The organism is bacterium (assembly GCA_026708015.1).
In the GTDB taxonomy this organism is placed as follows: domain Bacteria; phylum Actinomycetota; class Acidimicrobiia; order Acidimicrobiales; family Bin134; genus Poriferisocius.
Genome location: JAPOVT010000056.1, coordinates 98,166 through 117,644 on the forward strand (window position 1 = coordinate 98,166; position 19,479 = coordinate 117,644).

Annotated in this window: 22 protein-coding genes and 1 tRNA gene; 9 read left to right on the forward strand and 14 right to left on the reverse strand. The window is 66.8% G+C overall.

What is annotated here, in order from left to right; all coding sequences use genetic code 11:
• Positions 1–10: 10 nt before the first annotated feature.
• Both OXG30_14185 and OXG30_14190 read right to left on the reverse strand, forming a co-directional pair.
• Entirely contained in the window at positions 11–316 is a 306-nt protein-coding gene (locus OXG30_14185; protein ID MCY4136039.1) for a hypothetical protein, read from the reverse strand.
• An 18-nt stretch (positions 317–334) separates the two neighbouring features.
• On the reverse strand, positions 335–1,375 hold the full coding sequence (locus tag OXG30_14190) for a hypothetical protein (protein MCY4136040.1): 1,041 nt from the start codon (positions 1,373–1,375) through the stop codon (positions 335–337).
• 149 nt (positions 1,376–1,524) lie between these two features.
• Here OXG30_14190 and OXG30_14195 point away from each other — a divergent pair, with 149 nt between their 5' ends.
• The gene (locus OXG30_14195; GenBank protein ID MCY4136041.1) at positions 1,525–2,427 is read left to right on the forward strand and encodes an LLM class F420-dependent oxidoreductase; all 903 of its coding nucleotides are present in this window, start codon (positions 1,525–1,527) and stop codon (positions 2,425–2,427) included.
• A 2-nt stretch (positions 2,428–2,429) separates the two neighbouring features.
• Entirely contained in the window at positions 2,430–3,287 is an 858-nt protein-coding gene (locus OXG30_14200) for an MBL fold metallo-hydrolase (GenBank protein ID MCY4136042.1), read from the forward strand.
• 41 nt (positions 3,288–3,328) lie between these two features.
• Here the strand turns inward: OXG30_14200 and OXG30_14205 are convergent, their stop codons facing one another.
• Positions 3,329–3,754, reverse strand: coding sequence for a hypothetical protein (locus OXG30_14205; protein ID MCY4136043.1), 426 nt, complete (start codon positions 3,752–3,754; stop codon positions 3,329–3,331).
• A 31-nt stretch (positions 3,755–3,785) separates the two neighbouring features.
• Complete coding sequence (locus OXG30_14210; GenBank protein MCY4136044.1) at positions 3,786–4,130, reverse strand: carboxymuconolactone decarboxylase family protein; 345 nt, start codon at positions 4,128–4,130, stop codon at positions 3,786–3,788.
• Positions 4,131–4,268: 138 nt separating this feature from the next.
• Between OXG30_14210 and OXG30_14215 the strand changes: the two genes are divergently transcribed.
• Positions 4,269–4,520 (forward strand): DUF2442 domain-containing protein, encoded by a 252-nt coding sequence (locus OXG30_14215; GenBank protein ID MCY4136045.1) that lies wholly within the window; start codon positions 4,269–4,271, stop codon positions 4,518–4,520.
• A gap of 54 nt (positions 4,521–4,574) precedes the next feature.
• Positions 4,575–5,156 (forward strand): YbaK/EbsC family protein, encoded by a 582-nt coding sequence (locus OXG30_14220; protein MCY4136046.1) that lies wholly within the window; start codon positions 4,575–4,577, stop codon positions 5,154–5,156.
• Here the strand turns inward: OXG30_14220 and OXG30_14225 are convergent.
• Positions 5,153–5,962 carry a YihY/virulence factor BrkB family protein gene (locus OXG30_14225; protein ID MCY4136047.1) on the reverse strand — a complete coding sequence of 270 codons (810 nt, stop codon included), beginning with the start codon at positions 5,960–5,962 and terminating at the stop codon, positions 5,153–5,155. The genes OXG30_14220 and OXG30_14225 overlap by 4 nt on opposite strands.
• An 11-nt stretch (positions 5,963–5,973) precedes the next feature.
• Positions 5,974–7,812, reverse strand: a complete 1,839-nt coding sequence (locus OXG30_14230; protein ID MCY4136048.1) for an FAD-binding protein — start codon at positions 7,810–7,812, stop codon at positions 5,974–5,976.
• Between the two features lie 85 nt (positions 7,813–7,897).
• Between OXG30_14230 and OXG30_14235 the strand changes: the two genes are divergently transcribed.
• The 3 genes from OXG30_14235 to OXG30_14245 are packed head-to-tail and all read left to right on the forward strand — an operon-like array spanning position 7,898 to position 9,849.
• A complete protein-coding gene (locus OXG30_14235; protein ID MCY4136049.1) occupies positions 7,898–8,851 on the forward strand; it encodes a cupin domain-containing protein in 954 nt (317 codons plus the stop codon).
• On the forward strand, positions 8,844–9,380 hold the full coding sequence (locus OXG30_14240) for a nuclear transport factor 2 family protein (GenBank protein ID MCY4136050.1): 537 nt from the start codon (positions 8,844–8,846) through the stop codon (positions 9,378–9,380). Before OXG30_14235 ends, OXG30_14240 begins: the two co-directional genes overlap by 8 nt.
• Positions 9,367–9,849: a hypothetical protein gene (locus OXG30_14245; GenBank protein ID MCY4136051.1), complete on the forward strand. Its 483-nt coding sequence runs from the start codon at positions 9,367–9,369 to the stop codon at positions 9,847–9,849. The genes OXG30_14240 and OXG30_14245 overlap by 14 nt, the downstream gene beginning before the upstream one ends.
• On the opposite strand, the gene OXG30_14250 is transcribed toward OXG30_14245, so the two are convergent.
• On the reverse strand, positions 9,846–11,489 hold the full coding sequence (locus tag OXG30_14250; GenBank protein ID MCY4136052.1) for a class I adenylate-forming enzyme family protein: 1,644 nt from the start codon (positions 11,487–11,489) through the stop codon (positions 9,846–9,848). The two genes, OXG30_14245 and OXG30_14250, sit on opposite strands and share 4 nt — an antisense overlap.
• Before the next feature lie 186 nt (positions 11,490–11,675).
• On the opposite strand from OXG30_14250, the gene OXG30_14255 reads away from it, so the two are divergent.
• Positions 11,676–11,748: transfer RNA gene (locus tag OXG30_14255), tRNA-Ser, on the forward strand.
• A gap of 75 nt (positions 11,749–11,823) precedes the next feature.
• Here OXG30_14255 and OXG30_14260 read toward each other — a convergent pair.
• From OXG30_14260 to OXG30_14275, 4 genes are all read right to left on the reverse strand, one after another.
• Positions 11,824–13,080 (reverse strand): amidohydrolase family protein, encoded by a 1,257-nt coding sequence (locus OXG30_14260; protein ID MCY4136053.1) that lies wholly within the window; start codon positions 13,078–13,080, stop codon positions 11,824–11,826.
• Positions 13,081–13,098: 18 nt separating this feature from the next.
• Positions 13,099–13,557: a hypothetical protein gene (locus OXG30_14265; protein ID MCY4136054.1), complete on the reverse strand. Its 459-nt coding sequence runs from the start codon at positions 13,555–13,557 to the stop codon at positions 13,099–13,101.
• A gap of 10 nt (positions 13,558–13,567) precedes the next feature.
• Entirely contained in the window at positions 13,568–14,203 is a 636-nt protein-coding gene (locus OXG30_14270) for a hypothetical protein (protein ID MCY4136055.1), read from the reverse strand.
• A 188-nt stretch (positions 14,204–14,391) separates the two neighbouring features.
• A complete protein-coding gene (locus tag OXG30_14275; protein MCY4136056.1) occupies positions 14,392–15,189 on the reverse strand; it encodes an enoyl-CoA hydratase-related protein in 798 nt (265 codons plus the stop codon).
• 17 nt (positions 15,190–15,206) lie between these two features.
• Between OXG30_14275 and OXG30_14280 the strand changes: the two genes are divergently transcribed.
• Positions 15,207–16,379, forward strand: coding sequence for a CaiB/BaiF CoA-transferase family protein (locus OXG30_14280; protein ID MCY4136057.1), 1,173 nt, complete (start codon positions 15,207–15,209; stop codon positions 16,377–16,379).
• A gap of 7 nt (positions 16,380–16,386) precedes the next feature.
• On the opposite strand, the gene OXG30_14285 is transcribed toward OXG30_14280, so the two are convergent.
• The 3 genes from OXG30_14285 to OXG30_14295 are packed head-to-tail and all read right to left on the reverse strand — an operon-like array spanning position 16,387 to position 19,468.
• The gene (locus OXG30_14285; protein ID MCY4136058.1) at positions 16,387–17,343 is read right to left on the reverse strand and encodes a nucleoside hydrolase; all 957 of its coding nucleotides are present in this window, start codon (positions 17,341–17,343) and stop codon (positions 16,387–16,389) included.
• Entirely contained in the window at positions 17,340–18,086 is a 747-nt protein-coding gene (locus OXG30_14290) for a glutamine amidotransferase (GenBank protein MCY4136059.1), read from the reverse strand. The genes OXG30_14285 and OXG30_14290 overlap by 4 nt, the downstream gene beginning before the upstream one ends.
• Positions 18,083–19,468, reverse strand: coding sequence for a MurT ligase domain-containing protein (locus OXG30_14295; GenBank protein MCY4136060.1), 1,386 nt, complete (start codon positions 19,466–19,468; stop codon positions 18,083–18,085). Before OXG30_14295 ends, OXG30_14290 begins: the two co-directional genes overlap by 4 nt.
• Positions 19,469–19,479 lie beyond the last annotated feature (11 nt).

Consider the following 19,479-nt stretch of genomic DNA (forward strand, 5'->3'; position numbering starts at 1 on the left):
TGCATGAGCCTCATTTGGCCAGGCCGTTGACCACCCCGGCACAGGCCCGGAAGGAGGCCAGCATGTCATCACCGGCCGGGCGGCTGAGCACCGGCTTGTGCTGGCGGACCACCGCGGTCACATCCAGGCGGTGGTTGAACTCCTGCTCCAGCACCTCGGTGTAGCGGGTGAAATCGGGGCCGGAGGAGGGGTTGTACTCGTTGACCAGGAAGCCGATGGTCAGCTGCCCCTGGGTGTGGCCCCGCCGGGGAGCCAGCGCCTCATCGCTGACCACCACCTCGCCCCGGGGATCAACCAGTTCGCCAATCAGATTCACTCCCCAATCCTGCCAGTTCTAGCCGTCTAACGCCCGGCTCACTGCGTAGCCGCCCAGGTTGCCCCAGCCGGCGCACACCGCCATCCAGGGAATGGACTCGGCGCCGGTGACCATCACATGGATGTCGGTGGGTCGCTCGGTCACCGGCACCAGCTCATCGGGGTTCTCAGCGTCCACCCAGTCGGGCCACCAGGCATAAGGGGGAACGCCGGGGGACAGGAGGTCGCCGATCCTCCGCCGGGCCTGCTGCCAGAGTTGTTCTTGCACCGACGCCCGGTCATAGCCGTTCTCGGCCATGTGCCGGGCCTCGTTCGGGGTTAGAACCACCAGGGTCTCGCCCATGGTGTGGGTGTTGTTGCACCCCTTGATGGCCATGGCGTCGGCCAACTGCGCCAGGCGATTCACCGGAGTGTCGTCGGCCCCCCACATGGCCACGCTGGTGGGGGATTCGCAGGCGAACACCGTGATCCCGCTGTCGGCCTCGATGCCCCGGGCCTGGTGCAGCGGGGGCCAGGGGCTGGCCGGCGACTCGGCCACGCAGAAGGCGTAGCGGCCAGGATGGCCGAACACCTCTTTGACCGGCTCGCCGGGCGTGGCCCCGCCCGCGTTCCACAGCAGCAGTTTGATGGCCCGGCCAATGGCAGCGTTGGCGTGGGCCCCGCCGCCGCTGAACACCGACTCGGTGTGGGCCATGTCGAGCCGTTCGACCACCGGCCCCGACACGATGACCAGGGGCCAGCACGGATGGGTGGTGGTGACCACCCCCCGCAGGTTGAAGCGGTCCTCCAACATGGCCTCCACGGCCACCAGCACCACCTCGAAGTGCTCCGGCCGACAGCCGGCCATTGCCGCGTTGGCGGCCACCACCTCGACGGTGGCTGCACCGCCCCTCGGCGGAATGGCCCCCAGCAGCAGGCCGGGGTCGCGGCCCGACGCCTCCACCAGGGCGTCCACCGCGGCTCGGGTGGGGGGATACACCGGCAACCCGTCGGTCAGCCCCTCGGCGTGGGCCAGCTCCACCCATTCTTCAATAGTGCTGGCGGTGGTGATGGCGCTCATGGGCTCAATCCCATCCGAAGAGTCGCTTGGCGTTGGGCTCGAACACATGGCCGTCCACGTCGATCACCTGATGCTCCGGCATGCCATGAAGCTAACCCGTCGGTCAGACAGTGACCCGTGCCGGGCGGCCAGTGCGTAATGTTCAGCCCATGGTTAGCCTTGGAGTCCTTCCTCACATGCACGAGTCGGTGATCACCGATCCCCGCTGGGTCACCCAATTCGCCCAGGCGATGGACGAAGAGGGAGTGGAGTCGATCTGGACGGTGGAGCACGTGGTGGTGGCCAACAACTACGAGCCCCGCTATTCCTATTCGGAGTCGGGACGCATGCCCGGCGCTCCGGGCGTGGTGATGCCCGATCCTCTGGAGATGCTGGCCTTTATGGCGTCAGTGACCGAGCGGGTGCGGCTGGGAACCGGGGTGGTGGTGCTGCCCCTGCACCCGCCGGCGGTAATGGCCAAGCGGGTGGCCACCCTCGATGCTCTCAGCGGCGGGCGGGTGATCCTCGGAGTGGGCAGTGGCTGGCAGGTCGAGGAGTACGCCGCCTGCGGGGTGCCTTATGAGGGTCGGGGCGAACGGTTGGATGAGTGCATCGGCGCTCTGCGGGAGCTGTGGGCGCCGGGCTACCGCACCTACGAGAGCAACGCGGCCAGCTTCTTCGAGTGCGAGAGCTTGCCCAACCCGGCCCAGCCCGGCGGGCCTCCCATCGTTATCGGCGGCAGCACCGGACGGGCCGCTCGGCGGGCCGGGCGGTTGGGCGATGGGTTCTACCCCTATGTGATCTCGCCCGAGGACTACGCCGACCGGGTGGCCGTCATCCGGGCCACCGCCGTTGAGCACGGCCGGGATCCCGACGCCATCGAGCTGACGGTGTGGCCGGGCAGCTACCAGCGGGGCGGCTCGTTCGACTTGGGACTCATCGAGAAGTACGCCGAGACGGGCCTTGACCGGCTCATCGTCTCGGCCGCCGAGTCGGGCAGCGCCGACATCGACGACATCCGCCGTTTCGTCGGGCGCTACCAGACCGAAGTCTTGGACAAGATGGGAGGATAGCCATGGCACTGACTACCTATATCGGCAACGTAAAGGTCATGCTGGTTCGGGAGATCCTGCAACCAGTTTCGCCCGAGGGCATGTATGCGGAGCCCGACATGGCGGTGTTCGAGGCCAACGCCGACTGGCTGGTGCCCCACTTCTTGGATGACTCTGGCGATCTGGCCCTGTCCATCCACGCCCTGGTGCTGGAGTCACAGGGCCAGACCATCATGGTGGACACCTGCATCGGCAACCGGCCCATCGAGATGATTCCGGAGATGGGCCACCTGGGCAACGGGTTCCTCGACGAGCTGGCCGCGGCGGGCTACGAGCCTGAAGACATCGACATCGTGCTGTGTACCCACCTGCACTTCGACCATGTGGGCTGGAACACCATCCTGGTGGACGGGGAGTGGGTGCCCACCTTCCCCAACGCTCGCTACCTGTTCGGCCGCACCGAGTACGAATACTGGGACTCCGGGGCTGAGGGAGCGGCCATCACCTTCGGCGACGCGGTGCGCCCTGTGCTCGAGGCGGGTTTGGCCGATCTGGTGGACAGCGAACACGCCGTCACCGGTGAAATCCGCCTAGAGCCCTCACCCGGCCACACCCCCGGCCACGTCAGCGTGAGAATCTCCTCTGCGGGCCAAGAGGCGGTGATCACCGGCGACCTGGTCCACCATCCCGTGCAGTTCACCGCCCCCGAATGGGTGATGACCGCCGACGACGACCCGCCCCGGGCCTCGGCCACTCGGGTGGAGTTCCGCGACCGCTACGCCGACTCCGGCATCCTCATTTTCGGCACCCACTTCGCCGGCCCCAGCTGCGGCCACCTCTCCCACACCGACGGCCGCTGGATCTTCACCGCTAAGTCGTAGCCGGCCGATGGCACTTTCTGCTGGAGTGCTTCCTGCAAGAGCTACGAGCTGGGCTGCACCTCCGTCGTTCGGAATGCCCCATGGAGCACGAGTCGAGGACACTCGGACGCGGAATTCGCGGCCTTTGGGGCCCTAAGCACTGCTGGTTTCCCGCCGTATTGGGAAATTTCGCCACACCCATCCATGTCGATCCCCCCAGCTGCCCCCACCTCCGCGATTGTCGAGATGGCGTCCGCTGTCACCTCCTTGGTGTTGCCAAACCTGGGCAAGCAGAACGCGAGCTCGATCTGACCGTTTGATGCTTGGCTCCACAAACTCGGATCCACCAGGCCATCGATCTCATGGAGCTTCTCAGCCATCTGCTCGAACGCGATAGAGAACTCTTCGCTGGTCAGCTTCCGCTCGGCGTCGCCATCGACGGCCACGAGAACACCCTCGTACGTCACCTCCACATGGATTGTCTCCACCGTCATCCCTCCTTCAGCCGGATGCCCATCTTCAGCTGGCAGCGTCGCGGTCGGCGAAGATGTCGGTGGCGATGCCGAAGGCCTTCATAGCGGCAGGGAAGCCCGCGTAGATGGCGGCCTGGATCATGACCTCGCATATCTCCTCCCGGTTCAAGCCGAAGGAGTCCAAGCCCATGATGACGTGCTCGCGGATGGCGAACTCGTTGCCTAGCGCAGTCATCATGGCGATGGTGGCCAGACTGCGCTCTCGACGGCTCAGCACGGGCCGACCCCACACCGCCGAGGGGCCGACTCTCAACATCTCCATCACGTCGTCGCGGACTTCCTCAGGTATCGGCAGGCGGCTGAGCACATCGGGCTGACGAGGTTCGGCCATAGCCCGACCGTACTTCAGCAATGGCAAGTGGTCGTACGCGATGCGCAAGTTGATCGAATGCAGTGGGGTAGTGGTCGTCGAGTCCGGTAGTTTGGACGGGCAGGTAAAGCCGATTGCAAGTGCTGAGGATTTGAGCACATGGAACACACAGACAAATTGAACCGCCCTATTGAAGTGTCACCCCGAGAGGGATACCGAGTCTGGCTTCGATACGCCGACGGGGTAGCCGGTGAGGTTGACCTCTCTGATCTGGCTGGACGAGGCGTGTTCAAGGCATGGCAGAGTCGAGCTTGCTTTGAGGCAGTGCGAGTTGCTGCCGATGGAGGGATCACCTGGGGAGAAGAGATCGAGCTTTGTCCGGATGCTCTCTACTTAAGGCTCACCGGCTAGGCGATTGGAGCCCTTGGGCAAGATCGACCCCCTGCAGTAGACCAAGGAGGGTTCATGGCCAGTGGGTTGGAGCGGTTTCGGGCCGCGGCGGAGGAGTTGGGGGTGCAGGTGGAGCCGGTGCGGTATCCGGCGGGCACTCGGACCGCGGCTGATGCTGCTGCCGCTGTGGGGTGTGATGTGGGGCAGATCATAAAATCTCTGGTTTTCGCCACTCCCACCAAGCTGGTACTGGCGCTGACCTCAGGGGCCAATCAGGTAGACACTGATCGCCTGGGTGAGATGGCCGGTGATGAGATCAGCTTGGCCGATCCGGATACGGTGCGAGCAGCCACCGGCTTTGCCATTGGGGGAACCCCGCCGTTTGGCCATCACACTCCACTGCCTACATGGATCGACGAGGACTTGCTGGCCTACGACACCGTGTGGGCCGCGGCTGGAACCCCTGATTCCTGTTTCCCCATCGCTCCGGCACGACTTGTCGCCGCGACGGGGGCCACTCCAGCAGCCTTTGTCCAGCGGCAGGAACGCGAGCACATGGGCCGATGGCTTGTCGATAACATGCCGCGCGGTCTCAATCTCGAACTGCCCGACAGGAGCGAACCCGATCGAGAGGTTCCCTTCCTGGGCGAGAATTAGGCGTTGCGCTGGTCGAGGGCGCCGGCGACGGCGGCACCGGCAGTGACGCCGCAGGCCGCGGCCCATAGCCAACTCAGGGCGGCCAGGGTACCGGCGGTGGCTACGGTAATGGCGGTGCCGCCCACGGTCCAGTTCACCGCTACTGCGGCCGCGGCGGAGACCACGGAGAACCAGACGGCCGATACCAGCCCGCCGATCAGGTCGTGGCGGAGGGGACGGCGAGGGCAGGACATCTTCTGCACCAGGGAGAACACGGCCACCGCCGACACAAAGCCGACCACCGGGGCCAGCCGAGGTTCCACCCACACCGCAATGGCGGTGGGTCCGGCGACGAGGGGAAGAGCTCCGACCAGGAGCCAAAACCCAGTGAATCGCTCCAGCCACCACGACCGGCGGGGGGCGCCCCGCACCCGACGGACGGCCCGACAGGCCGCGGCGGCGGCCCTCATGGTGCCCCACACCGCCACTACCGCGGCGATGGAGGTGGCCGCCGGGGGTGCCGAGACGACATCGGCGAACTCCTCGCCGATGTTGCTGTTCACATCGCTGAGCGCGGTTTGCCCGGCATCGGCCAACCACTCGTTGAACCGGTCGGCGATCCGGTCCGACACCGCCCGAATGGTGGAGGCGATGGCGGCGGCGGCCACCGCGGCCGGAAACAGCGACACCGCCGACCAGAAGGCGATTTCTGCCGCCCCGGTGCCGCCCTCTCCTTCCCGCCAGCACGAAATGGACTGCTTGGTCAGGGTTACAGACCTGGCGAACCAGCTATTCCTGTCAGCGGGCGGACCATCGTCTGTGCCCATTGGTGGATAAATCAGCCCGCTTGGGCTTCGGCCAGGCGGGGGATCAGGGCGTCGAAGACCTCGGCCCAATCGCCCACAAAGCCGATGTCCACGATCTCCCACAAGGGAGCTTCGGGGTCGGGGTTGATGCCCACCACCGTCTCGGCGTTGCGGACGCCCACAGTGTGGTTGAATTTCCCGCTCATGCCGATGGCGAAATAGAGCCGCGGGCTGATGCTGTGGCCGGTGATGCCCACCTGGCGAGCCCTGGGCATCCACCCGTAGTCGGTCACCTTGCGGGTGGCGCACAGGGCGGCACCGATGGCGGCCTGGTGCTTTTCCAGCTTGGGATAGTCGGCTGGTTCCACCCCCTGGCCCACGCCGATTACCACCGAGGCGTTGGCCAGCTCATCGCTGTCGTCGTCCCGATAGCGCCGGATGACTTCGAGGCGGCTGCGGCTGGGAGAGTCCAGTGACAGTCGGCGGGCCGGCGGCCGGTCGGCATTGGGCCGGGGGAAGGGCAGCACTCCGGGGCGCACCGTGGCCATCTGGATCGGAGACGAGCAGAGGATCTCGGCCACCAGCCATCCCCCGAAAGCCGGTTTCATGGCGATGAGCTTCCCGTGGTCGTCCACCTTCAGCCCCACGGCGTCGCCAGTAAGGCCTGCGCCCAGCGTCGCTGCCATCCGGGAGGCCACCTCTCGACCCCAAGCGGTGCCCGGTGCCAGCACGGCCCACGGCTGGGTCTTGCTGGCCCAGGCCGACATGGCCGACGCCAGGTCTTCCTCGACCGGCGACGTGCCGCCGTCATTGCCGGCGATGTCGATCTGCTCATCGGCCCCCCACGGGCCCAATTCTTCGTCGGGATAGTCGAGGCCGGGACCGAGGGCGACTACCTGACCGCCGATCTCCGCGGCCAGCTCGGCGGCTGCTCCCAGGAGCTCCCGGGTCACTCGCTCTCGGCCGGGTTCTACCAGCACGGCGATGATGGAGGCGCCTGACCCAGCCCCAGAGCGCCCGGCAACCACGTCCGGCTCGGGCATCGAGCCGGTGGCCAGCGCCCCCTTCTCGGCCAATATCACCACGGCCTGTTCGACCTGCTCGTCGAGCGGGCCGGTCATCATTTGGCGGCGACGCTCAACGTCGATCATCTGAACCGGACCGACCGAGGTAGGGCTGGCCTCTTGGCCCCACGGACCAGGACCCAGATCGGCGGCGGACACCTTCTGGATCAGCGAGCCGTCTGCGGTGGCCCAGGCCTCGGGGTCTTTGATCTTGCACGGGTCGCACAAGCGCTCGGCACACGACACCACCGCGGGAAGCCCCAGTGCCACATCCACCCACTCGTCGTCGTGCTCCAACCGCAGCTCGAGGCGGTCGCCGTGGAGGGAGAAATGACGAACCCCGGTGGCGAACGGCAAACCCAGCAGTTCGGCCAGCTGCGGGGGCACTTGGCCGGTGTCGGAGTCAACCGAGTTGCGCCCCATCATCACCAGGTCGAACGGCCCCAGCTTCTCCAGGGCGGCGGCCAGCGCCTTGGCGGTGGCCCAAGTGTCCGACCCGGCAAACTCCGGGTCGCAGATGTGAACTCCGGCGTCGACCCCGAACAAAAGGGCCTCGCGGCACACGTTCTCGGCCGACTGGGGACCGAGGGTGAACACGGTGACTGTGCCTCCGCTGGCCCGAGCTACCTCGGTGCCCTTGGCCACGGCGCGGCGGCAGTAGTCGTTCATGTGCATGTCGATGCCGTCTCGCACCATGCGACCGTCGGGTCCCAGCACCATGTCTTCAAACACCGGAATCTGTTTGACCAAGACGGCCACTCGCAGGGGGCGATCCGGCGCGATCACGTCGGCAGGGGGGTCGAACATCTGCTTCGAGGCTACCTAGTGGGGCGGAAACTCTTCGGGTTGGGCAACGTGCGCTGGGGCTGTAGTGGGCCGCTACGGTTGCCGGATGGCATTCACGAAGCGGCGAATCGTAACCGGGCACGACGAAACTGGGGCACCAGTGATCATCTCCGACGGGCCGGCGGAGCCGAGTTTCCTGGGAAGGACCACGGCCAGCCTGTGGTATGTCGGCCAGCCACCCGTCACCGTGGACGACGGAGGCGACGAACCGGCCGACCGCAAGGATTTCGTTCCTCCGCCCGGAGGGATCTCGTGGCGGATCTTTACCCTGAAGCCCTCGGGCGGCAAGGCGATCGGCCCCACTGACGATCCCCGATTCGACCAGGAGCGCGTGGGATTCCACGCCACTCCCACCATCGACTTCATCGAGGTCATCTCAGGCCGTATTCGCCTAGAGCTGAACGACCACTCAGTAGAGCTCGATGCCGGATCCTGTGTCATCCAGCGGGGCACATGGCACCGGTGGATCGTTCTGGGCGACGAGCCTTGCACGTTCAGCGCCACCATGCTGGGAGTGGGCGACGGCGATGACCCCGGGTTCGCCGGTGCGTCAACCGGCGCTTTGGGGCCTCGCCGGGTGGTGACCGACGGCGACGGGGTGTGCGCCGACGGCCCACCGGCCACCGCATCGCAGTCCGATGGAGGGGTGGTGACCGCCGAGCTGTGGCACACCTTTGCCCCGGTGGCCAGCGAGCTCCAGGGCGGCGATGGCGCGGCGTCGGATATGCAGCTCAACCCCCCGGGCGGGGGAGTGACCTGGAAGCAGGTGACCATCCCAGCCTCGATGGCCGACCAGGCCGCGTTGATGCACCGAACCCCCACCATCGACTTCGTGCGAATCGCCCAGGGCACGGTGGACCTGGAGCTGCCCGGCCAGCCGCCGACACACCTTGTCGCCGGCGACTGTGTGATCCAGCGGGGCACCGAGCACGCCTGGCGCAACACCGGCGATGGCCCGTTCACCCTCTCGGCGGTGATGATCGGGGTTGGGGATGGCTGATCTCGACCCTCGGCTCCAAGCGCTGCTCGACAAGGACGAGATCACCGACACCATTCACCGGGTGGCCCGGGGCACTGATCGGCTCGACAAGGAGCTGATCGTCTCCGGCTATCACCCCGACGGCTTCGATGACCACAACAATTTCCGTGGCAGCCCGGTGGAGTTCGCCGACTGGGTGCTGGAGGTGCTGGCCCACTTCGACTACACCCAGCACCTGCTGGGCCAGTCCCGCATCGAACTCGAGGGTGATGTGGCGTTTGTGGAGACCTACTGCAATGCCCACCACGTGGTGCATCCCACCCAGGAAGGGTCGGGGTCCGACATGCGCATGGGTCTGCGCTACGTGGACCGGTTCGAGCGCCGCGACGGCGGGCCCTGGCTGATCGCCACCCGGATATGCGCCTTTGAGTGGCGCTACACCCTCACGCTGAATTACTCGTTCCCCTACGACGACGACTTCACCATCGGTTATCGGGACCGCTCCGACATCACCTACACACGGAAGGGCCTGATGGGTGGCCCTCGATAAGCGGCACGTCCGGTTTGAGCGGTTGGACCTGGAGGAAGTGCTCCACGAGATGCTGACCTTGGCTGCTCGGGGCGACGGCAAGGGGTGGATGAACGTGCAGCCGCTGGTGGCTGATGAGAACCGGCCCCCTGAGTCACCCATCTTCAAGCTGTTCACCGCCAAGGGGCCGCCCATCCCGCTGGGCACTTGGGTGCCGGGCCACCACCATCGGGACAAGTGGCAGCCCGCTTCGGTGGGGTTGCAGCACGCCGGAGGCCGATACGCCGCAAAGCTGCTGGAGGAGCGGGGGGTTACCGAGCCCGACGGGTGGAACCGGCGCCAAGACCACATCAAGCGGGGCTTGGTCTACGAGCTGCCCGAGGGCCAAGACCCAAGAGTGGCCGTGGAGTTCCTGCTGGACGCCATGGCTCAGCTCGCTGCGTTGCCCCTCAGCGGGCGCTGGCTGGCGATCGTCTTGACTCAGCGCTAGCTCGGTATTGTCCCGATCCGGTCGGCGGCGTCCTTTTTGAGCTGCCCCTTGGCCACCTTGCCCCCCGAAGACCGGGGCAGGGCATCGACCACGAAGAGGTGCTCGGGCCACCACTCCCGGGACACGCCTCGCTCGCCCAGATGCTCCCGGAGTCCGTCCAAGTCCAGGCTGGTGCCGGGAACCAGCTCCACGTAGGCGGCCACTCGCTCGCCGAACACCGGATCGGGGGCAGCCACTGCGGCCACCATGGCCACCGCCGGGTGGGTCATCACTTCGTCTTCCACCGCGGGGGCGCTGATGTTCTTACCCCCTCGGATGATGAAGTCCGACGTGCGGCCCACCACCCGCAAGTAGCCGTCGTCGTCGATCTCCACGATGTCGCCCATCAGCATCCGGCCGTCGTCGGTCATCAGCTCGGTGTTGGCCATGCCGTTGTCGTAGTAGCCCAAGGCGGTGGCCGGTCCTCGGCAGGCGGGCTGGCCCCGGCCCCGCAGCTCCGGCAACCGCTGCCCGTCGTCGGGGTCATAGAGCGCGCAGTCCATCTCGGGCTCGCACTTGCCCCCAGTGCGCAGCCGGGCCGACCGGGGGTCGCTCAAGCGGGTCCCGCTCAGCATCCCGGTCTCGTTGGAGCCGTAGAAGTTCAACACCGTGCAGCCAGTGCGGTCCTCAAACTCGGCGGCCCGCTGATAGGGGATGGCCTCGCCCCCGGTGAACATCAGTCGCAGCGACGACAGGTCGCGGCCGTCGAAGGCGGGGGAGTTAAGCATCATGATGAACTGGGTGGTGACAGCGCACAGCACGGTCACCCGCTCGGCCTCGATGAGGCGCAGCAGCGCCGCGGCGTCGAAGTCGGCCATCACCACGGTGGGCACGCCCAAAATGGTGGGGGTGTAGTGGGCAGTCCACAGCCCGAAGCCGAACGGCGCGGGCACCGGCACGCAAAACACCTCGTCGGCCCCCAGACCGCTGTACTCCACCGCCTTCTGGTGGAAGTAGAACCAGCGGTTGTGGGTCTGCATCACGCACTTGGGCAGGCCGGTTGTTCCCGAGGTGGAGTTCAACAGGCACAGTTCCGAGGCCCCCAGACGGCGGGCTTCCACGGCTTCACCAAACTCGGGCACCGTTTCTGGCCCAGGGGCGGGCTCGCCATCCAGGAACAGGGCGGCATCCTGGCCGAGGCCGTCGATGGTGATGTGGTGGGCGAGGGCGGGCAGGCTTTGCCGCAGCTCGGCCACTGTTTCAGCGGCCGGGCGCCCTCGGAGGGCGGTCTCGGTGATGACAGCCCGGGCCCCGGATTTCTCAACCAGATGGGCGATTTCGGCCGGCCCGGCCCGGTGTCCGATCCCCATGACCACCACTCCGGCCTTGTCGGCCCCGGTGAACGCAGCGTGGACCGCGGCGCTGTCGGGCAAGATCACCGCCGCCTTGTCGCCCCGATCCAGCCCCGCCGCCAACAGCGCCGCCGCCACCCGATCCGACAACCGGTCATAGCCCGCCCAGGTGGTCCTATCGATGCTGCCCAAGGAGCCATCCCCAGACTCTCGGCTCCAAGTGATGTAGGCGGCATCGTCGGGCCGCTCGGCCGCGTTGCGCCGAATCAGATCGGTGGGCGTGTCGTGCCCCCACCATCCCGCAGCCACATAAGCAGCAGTTACCTCTGGATCAGCGGCTAAATCGTTCAGGTCGAAGCTCCATATCAGTATATTTCAATAAATAAGAATGAGTGTTGAGTAATACGGTGTCAGTCCGTACAATACTAAGGGCCGCACCGGGTCTCGTGCACAGACCCGGTGCGGCCCTAGGAGAGAGCATCGCCCTTTCCCAATGGGGCTACCCGGTTGGTCGGGGCGGTGCCAGATTTGACACCTCACCGCGGGGGTTCGACTCCCCCTAGCTCCACCGAGAGCATCCTACCCAGCCCACTTGCCCACGACAACAACAATCCAGGAGCAACCGGCACCGGCTAGACGGGTCTCAAAAGCTGTCGGGGTTGTTGACAACCGAGTCGGGGACGGGGTGGCGGAAGAGGTCGCTGGCGTTGGCCCAGCAGATGCGGGCCACCTCGTCGGCGGGGATGCCACTGAGCTGCTGGCGGAGCAGTTCCTGGGTGTTGGGCCAGGTGGAGTCGGCGTGGGGGTAGTCGGACTCCACCATTAGGTTCTCCAGGCCCATGTAGTGGCGTAGGTCGAAGGCCGAGGGGTCGTCGATGGCGCAGAACCAGAAGTTGCGGCGCAGGGTGTCGGCAGGGGAGAGCTCCACATCGTTCCAGGTGCCGTACATGGAGTCGTACTTGCGGACGTGCTCCAGGCGGTCCAACAGCCCGGCCACCCAGCCGAGCCCCCCCTCGCTGAGGGCGATCTTGATGTTGGGGAAACGCACCGGGATCTTGGAGTACAGCCAATCCACTGCGGCGAACATGGCGTAACCGAAGAACAGCACCCCCACGGTGTCGGAGGGGGCGTCGGGCGAGGTGGCCGGCGAGGTGCCCGAGGAGCCGACATGCAGGCACACCACCGTCTCAGTCTCCTCGCAGGCGGCCATGATCGGGTCCCAATGGCCGGAGTGCAGCGAGGGGAACCCCAAGGAGTGGGGGGCTTCGGAGAAGCTGATGGCCCGATAGCCCCGCTCGGCGTTGCGGTACACCTCGGCCGCGCCCACCTCGGGGTCGAGGAAGTAGGCGATCTGGCACGGGATCATGCGATCGGGATAGGCCCCGGACCACTCCTCGATGTTCCACCCATTCCAAGCCCGCACCGCGGCCAGAGCCAGGTCGGGGTCGGCGGTGAGCTGCTGGAACCGCTGGCCGCAGAAGCCGGGCAGAAACGACGGGAAGCACAGCGAGGCGTAGACCCCGTTGAGGTCCATGTCGGAAATCCGAGCATCGATGTCCCATGAGCCCCGGCGCATGTCCTCGAAACGGGTGGGTTCGAAGCTGTACTCGCTAACTGGCCGACCCACCACGGCATTGAACCCCACGTTGGGCAGCGAGTGCCCGGCATACAGCCAGGTCTCCGATCCGTCATCGAGAGTGGCCACCCTGGGGGCGTCTTCGGCGTACTTTGCCGGGAACCGGTCGGCGAAGGCCCCGGGGGGCTCCACGATGTGGTCGTCCACCGAGATCATCGGCATCCATCGGTCGGCCCGCTCGGGCTCGGGCAAGAACGTGACTTGGCCCTTGACGTGCTGGGTGAAGGAGGTATCGGCGGTGAGGTCGTCCAGCGATATGGCCATGCTCAAGCTTGCCCCGAATCAGCCCGGCTGGGCCACCGAAAGGCGTATTTGAAGGTCGGTGAAGTCGGGAGGACCGAGGCCGTCGCTGCAATGCAGGGTCAGGTAGCGCTCTGCTTGCTCCACGACCATCCCGGCGTTGCCCAGCCAAGCCGTCTCCAGGCCGCCCAGATCCCAGGCATTCCACACCTCCAATCGCCGGGCGTTGGTGCCGATCACGGTCAGCTCCACCTCAGCCGGACTGGTGTCGGACCAGAGTGAGATGACCTCGGAGGTGGCCCCGTTCACCTCGAGGAGCCCGTTCACCGCGCCTAGTTTGAGGGCTTGACGGCGATCAGGCCGGGCGACGATGCGCACCACCCGCACCTTCGTGCCCTCCGACACTGCTAAGCGAAGGATCGGCCGGACATTTTGCCCGCGGTGCTCAACTGTCTCAGCTCCGTCGGCAAACAGGTCGCTGAAGGTGGGGGCAGCCGTCATAGTCCCTCGATCATGGCCGGGCGAATGGGTCGAGGCCCTGGTCGTCCCAAGTAGGGGAGGGCTTGCTCTTGGTGGCCCAGCAGTAGCGCAGCATGGACTCGGGCAGGCTCAACTCCTCGATGGCACCAGTCCGGGGGTTGAAGCGCTGGGGTGCTTGTCCCACGGCCATAAGCGTCCGGTTGTCCTCGCCAAACACCGCGGAGGAGGGGCGCTCGGACAGGTTCTTCCAATAGCGGCGGCGCACGGCGGTGATCGACGGAGGAGTTCCCCGGGGGGTGATCTTGAAGATGGAGTCGCCCGCCTGCCAAGGCCCCGACGGGGTTGGCTGCTTTGGTTGGGGAGCGGGGTTGAGGTCGGGGAACTCGGCGGGCTGTTCGACGGGAAGTTCTGAGTCGGCCTCCATCTGTTCGATGGCTGCCGATTCGGCGGGCAGTTCCAGCAAGTCGCGGCCCGCACTCGGCGCCGAGGTGATTTCGGGGCTCTCCGGCGGCGCAGGGGAGTCGACAATCAGCCATGCGGGGGTGCCGGTAGTGCGGGGGCGGAATGTGCGACGGATCGGCTTGCCCATCCAGTCCAAGATGATGGCCAGGGTGGCCAGCGCCAGCATGATCAACAGAAAAACGAAGAAGACGGCAACCGAGGACATAGCTCTAGAGGTTGGATTTTATGTCCAGTGGTCCGTCTGTGAATTGGTCAGGGCGTCCAGCTAGGCATCGACGCCCCTCGCGGCGTTGCTCCTCCTTGCCGTACGCTCCGGGTATGGCTGCGTCGGTGCGCCTTGCGAGGAGCGCCGCTGCCGTCGCAATCCATCCCTGCCAATTCACAGACGGACCACTAGCGCCCCTGAAAGCGGGGTTCGCGGTGCTCGGAAAAGGCAGCCCGGCCCTCGGCAAAATCCTCGCTGGCCCAGCAGTCGGCGATGGCGTCCAGGGCTGCCTGTCGATCCCCCCGGCCCGCGGCAGAGGCGATGGAGAGCTTGACGGCCCGCAGTGTGAGAGGGGCATTGGCCACCAGGCGGGAGCAGAGCTTGTGTACCTCGCCCTCGAGCTCGTCGACGGGCACTACCGCATGGGCCAAACCCATGGCCGCGGCCTCCTCGGCATCAAACCGGTCTCCGGTCATCAAGATTAGCGCCGCATTGGCGTGGCCCACCCGGCCCACCAGCTGCTCGACGCCCTCGATGGGATAGCCCACCCCCAAGCGGGCGGCGGGGATGCCGAACTGCGAGCGGTCGGTGGCCACCAGCAGGTCGGCGTGCAGGGCCACCAGCAGCCCGCCGCCCAGGCAATACCCGTCCACCGCGGCGATCAGCGGCGTTGTGAGGCGGCCCAGGGCGGCCGGTCCTCGGCTGGTGCGGGCATCATCGGGGGAGGGGTTGCGACTCGGGCCCCGAGCGGAGTCCAGGTTGCCGATGTCGGCGCCGGAGGCGAACGCCCGACCCCCGGCGCCGGAAATGACCACCACCCGGATTTTCGCGTCTTGCTCGTAGGCGTCGACAACGGCGGCCAGCGCCGCGAACATGTCGGTGGTGATGGCGTTGTGCCGCTCGGGATTGTTGAACACGATGCGGCCCACCGCGCCCTCGACCTCGGCGATCAGCTTGTCGGTGCCGGTTTCCACTGTCTGGGCCATCGGTTAGTAGTAGCACGATGTCGATGTACGACCGCGCCGATCCGGGGAACGGGCCGCTGGCCGGCCTGCGGGTGATCGATCTCACTCGGGCTCGGGCTGGCCCGACCTGTACCCGGCAACTGGCCGATATGGGCGCCGACGTGATCTGCGTGGTCGATCCCCAGCGCCAGCTGCTGACCGGATCCGACCATCAAAACCTCCAGCGCAACAAGCGGTCGATGCAGCTCGATATGACCGATGACCGAGCACGGGAGGTCTTCTACCGGCTGGCTGAGCGGGCCGATGTGGTGGTGGAGAACTTTCGGCCCGCCGTTAAGGATCGCATCGGCATCGGCTACGACGTGCTGTCGGCCCGCAACCCTCAGCTGGTGTACGCCAGCATTTCGGGCTTCGGCCAGGAGGGGCCCTACGCCAATCGCCCAGGGGTGGATCAGATCGCCCAGGGGTTGAGCGGGCTGATGAGCGTGACGGGACCGCCGGGGAGCGGACCGTGGCGGGTAGGGGTCGCCATCTCCGACACCGCGGCGGGAACGTTTCTCACCCAAGGGGTGCTGGCCGCGCTGGTGGCCAGGGAGCGCACCGGACGGGGCCAGTGGGTCCACACCTCGCTGCTGGAGGCGGCCATCAACTTCATGGACTTCCAGGCGGTGCGCTGGCTGACCGATGGGGAAGTTCCGCCCCAGGAGGGCAACAACCATCCCACCATCGTTCCGATGGGCATGTTCGCCACCGCCGACGGGCACGTCAACGTGGCGCCGATGTCGCGGTGGGAGACCTTTGCCGAAGCCCTGGGCGTCCCCGAGCTGGCTAACGATCCCCGTTTCGCCGATCGCCACACCCGCACAGCCCACCGCAGAGAACTGGACGAGATCATCGAACAGCGCATGGCCACCGCCACCACCGCCGAATGGGTGGAGCGGCTAAACGCGTCCGGATGCCCGTGCGGGCCGGTATTGGCGGTGGACGAGACGTTCGCCGATCCCCAGGTGGAGCACCTCAACATCTACTCGACGGTTCCCGACCCTGACGGCGGCGAGATCGCCGTGCTGCGGCTGCCCCTCACATTCTCCGACACCCCCGCCGCGGTGGGAACCGGCCCCGTCCACCCCAACCACCACACCCGCGAGATTCTGGCCGAGTTGGGCTACGACGACGCCGAGATCGAAGCGCTGGCAGCCAGCGCCGACTGACTCTGGATCAGGGCAGGCGGGCCAGCAGGTTCAACAGCAGCTCGTAGAAGCCATCGGAGTCCACCTCGGTGATGTACTGGCAGTTGGCCGGCCGGTCGGTGACGTCCCACCAGTCCACCACGGTCATGCCTGTGGTGAGGGGGGATTCGGTCTCCACCTCCACATTGCAGTGGCGACCGCTATAGAGGTCGGAGCGCAGCAGATAGGCGATCACGTTGGGATCGTGGAGGGGGCCGCCGAAGGTGCCGTACTTGTCCACGTCGAAGCGCTCGTAGAAGTCCAGCATCCCGGCGGCGGCTGCCCCGGTGCGGGTGCCCAAGGCCCGAACCTGGTTGATCCAGGCGTCGGTCATGAGCGCCTTGTGGGTCACGTCGAGGGGGAGCATGGTGACCGGGGCACCGCAATGAAGCACAAGCTGGGCCGCTTCAGGATCCACGAACACGTTGAACTCCGCGGTAGGGGTGGTATTGCCCCCGTCGAAGAACCCTCCCCCCATGCAGACGATCTCCCGGATATTGCGGGCCGCCTCCGGGGCGGCCTCCAACACGGTGGCCACATTGGTCATCGGCCCCACCGGGCAGATGGTGATCTCCCGCTCGCTGGCAGCCAAGAGCGTCTCGGCCATCCAATCCACTGCGGATTGGGGTTGCAGTTCTGTAGTCGGGTCGGGCAGGTCGGCGCCGTCGATACCGGTCTTGCCGTGAACGTGCTCGGCGGTGACCAGGTCCCGGCGCAGCGGACGGTCGCAGCCCGCGAACACGGGGACATCGGTGCGGCCGGCCAGCTCAACGAGGATGAGGGCGTTGCGGGCGGTCAGCTCCAGGGGCACGTTGCCGGCCACCGCAGTGATGCCGAGCACCTCCAATTCGTCCGACGCCAATGCGGCCAGAATGGCGATGGCGTCGTCTTGGCCGGGGTCGGTGTCGATGATGATCGGCCGGGGGCCAATGGTGTTTTCGGTCATCTGCGCTTTCTTGCTCTGGTGGCGGCAACGGCGTGGGCGGATTTCTCGAGGTCGTCTTCCAGCGGTTCCAATTCCACGGGGCGCCCGGCGTGGTCCAGGGCCCAGCCCAGGAGAATATCGGCCAGCCAGGGGTTTTTGGGCAGAAGCGGTCCGTGCAGGTACGTGCCCACCTGACGACCGGCCACCGCCCCCTCGCAGCCGTCGTCTCCGTTGTTGCCGTGGCCTCGGCGCAGGCGGCCCAGTGGAGTACACCCCCCGCCCAGATGGGTGCGCCCGGCGTGGTTCTCATAGCCGACCACCGTGCGGGTGAGGCCGTTGAGGGTCACCTCCAGCACCACATCGCCGATGAGTCGGCTGGCTCCTGCGGCGGTCTCCACATCCAGTAGCCCGATCCCGGGCATCGGTCGGCCGTCGGCCGCCATGTAGCTGTGGCCCAGGAGCTGGTAGCCGCCGCACACCCCCAGCACCACCGCGCCGTCGCCGGCGGCATCAAGCAGTGGATCGGCCTTTTGGGCCAAGTCCTCAGCCACCAGTATCTGGTCGCGGTCTTGGCCGCCGCCCAGGTAGTAGAGGTGGCAGTCGGCGGGAATGGGATCGCCAAGCCCGACTTCCACCACATCCAGAGACAGCCCCCGCCACTCCAGGCGGCGCCGGAACACTGCGATGTTGCCCCGGTCGGCGTAAATGTTCATGAGATCCGGATACAGATGACACAGCTTGAGTGAGGGGTTGGCGGCGCTCATCGGTCCTCCCAGAAGGCAGGCACCAGGCCTCGTTCGGCCAGCACCGCCTGGAACTCCAGCAGCGCGGTGTAGGAGGGCAGCACATAAAGATCGCCATCGGCTCCGCTGGCCCCCAGCGCGGCGTCAAGCGCAGCCGACATCGAAGGGACAACCGAGAGCTGATCGGGGTTGAACCCGGCGTAGCGGAACCGCAGAGCCATGTCGTAGCCCCGGTCGCCGCCCACCGTGAGCGACGCCAGTCGACCGCTGTCCAACAGCAGCTCGTAGTCCACGTCCCAGATCCAAGACACGTCTTGGCCGTCGGCGGTGCGGTCGTTGAGCAGCACCAACAGGTGCAGGGGGTGGTCCTCCAGCAGCATGGTGCGGATGTTCTCGTTGGCCCCGGCCGGGTTTTTGGCCAGCAGCGTGGTCACCCTGACCGGGCCGATCTGGGTGCGCTCGGACCGCCCGAACGCTGCCTCCCGTTTGGCGAGCGCCGGGCCGATGGCCTCCGGGCCGAGGTCGAGGGCCCCGGAGGTGGCGGTGGCGGCCAGGGCGTTGTAGGAGTTGTGCATGCCCGGCAGCCGCAGTGACAGCTCGATCGGGCCCCGGGGGGTGTCGATGGCCAGCCGCTGGCCATCCAGGCCGTGCAGCTCCACCCGGGTGGCCCCTACGTCGGGCTGGGTTCGGGCCAGACCGCACTCCCAACACGACCACCGGCCCAGGTGGGCGATGGTGACCATCTCGTAGTGCAGCGAAGCGCCGCAGTGGCGGCACTCGGTGGCGTCGGCCGCGTGGGGTAGGCGGTCGCGGCCCACGCGGGGGTCTTCGATGCCGTAGGACAAGGTATTGGGGTGCCGGGCGACAATCTCGGCCACCGCGGGATCGTCGGCGTTGTAGATCACGGTCGTGGCCGAGTCGAGTTCGGCCACCGCTTCCCGCCATCGGTCCGCCAGGTGTTCCAACTCCCCGTAGCGGTCGAGCTGATCCCGGAAGAGGTTCATCAGGGTGACCGCCCGCGGCTTGGTTTGGGCCATCAGCCCCGGCAGGGCCGCTTCGTCCACCTCGAACAGGGCTACCTCGGCCCCATCGGCGTTGAGCAGCGCGGTGGCCACCCCTCGCTCCAGATTAGAGCCAGCGGTGTTGGCCACCACGCGGGCGCCGCTGGCGTCGAGTGCGGCCCGAACCAGCCGGGCGGTGGTGGTCTTGCCGTTGGTCCCCGAAAGCATGATCACGCCGTTGGGAACCGAGCGGGCCATCTCTGCGGTGGCCTCAGGACGCAGCCGGGTGAGCACCAGGCCGGGCAACGTTGTACCCCCGCCCCGCCCCAGCCGCTGCGACAGCCGCCCCGCCCCCCGAGCCGCGTTGGCGGCCAATCCCTGAGGCAGCGACGGCAGCTTCATACTGACGTATT